Source organism: Lacrimispora sp. (assembly GCF_036758025.1).
Lineage (GTDB): Bacteria > Bacillota > Clostridia > Lachnospirales > Lachnospiraceae > Lacrimispora.
On sequence record NZ_DAIOXM010000035.1, the window covers coordinates 1 to 955 of the forward strand.

1 protein-coding gene is annotated in these 955 nt (G+C 50.5%); it reads right to left on the reverse strand.

Going from position 1 to position 955, the window contains the following annotated elements:
- The coding region (locus V7M78_RS20310) for a S8 family peptidase (protein WP_333652583.1) at positions 1 to 955 on the reverse strand (955 nt) is incomplete at both ends.

A 955-nucleotide genomic window follows, 5' to 3' on the forward strand; every position in this document is an offset into this window, starting at 1 on the left:
GGAAGCCAGGCGTGGAAGGAGAGAGGCTCCTCCTCCATGCTTGCGGCCCGGATTCTCCAGATTCCGGGAAGAGGGTCCTGAAAGCGCAGCAGTATGAGCTGGTCTCCGGTTTCTTCCTCAAAGATAAAGTTATTTACCCAGATTCTGGTGGGGGTGAAGATAAAGGTAAACAACCTGCAGTCTCCGATGGCTGGAAATATCTGCTGGGTGGATTCCCGGTTGGGAGAGGAGATATCAATGGAAAGCCGGGCCAGGGCATAGGGCCAGATTTCCATAAAAAATACCCTGTCTGCCTCTCCGATCCTCAGCTCAAAATCATTGTAAAAAGGAGGAACCGAGGTGCTGTTGAAATAGTGCCGGCGGCTGTTGCCTTCGTTTCCTGCTGAAACGGAAACGCCGATTCCCGGAAGTTTGGCAGAAAAATTCAAGTAATTGCTTAAGGCACTGCTTCCATCATGACCGCCCTCGCTGCTTCCCAAGGCAATGCAGATGACCAGGGGGCGGCTTATGGCAAGGGCAAAGGCTTCTAAGTAACGAACTCCCAGCATAATATCGGATTCCTGGTAGCAAAGGGCATCCTGCGGAACAAAGGATATTGCTTTTAAACTTTGTTTTGCATCCTTTAACTTCACTACTACCAGTTCGGATTCCGGGACAATGCCGGAAAAGTCCATTTCCAGATTGGGTCTTCCGGCAACAATACTGGCAATGGCAGTTCCGTGGCCTACCGGATCAGTGGTGGGAACCGTTCCTAAGGGATTATCGGATCTTAAAGCAATATTGATGGATTCCCTGGAATATTCAGAACCAAAGGTAAAACCCTCGGGAGGTACGCCTGTCTGCACGGACTGGTCCCATATAGAAAGGATACGGGAGGTTCCGTCGTTATTTAAGAAGGCCTGATGGCTGTAGTCGATTCCAGTGTCAATGACGCCGATGATAATGCCCCGGCCGA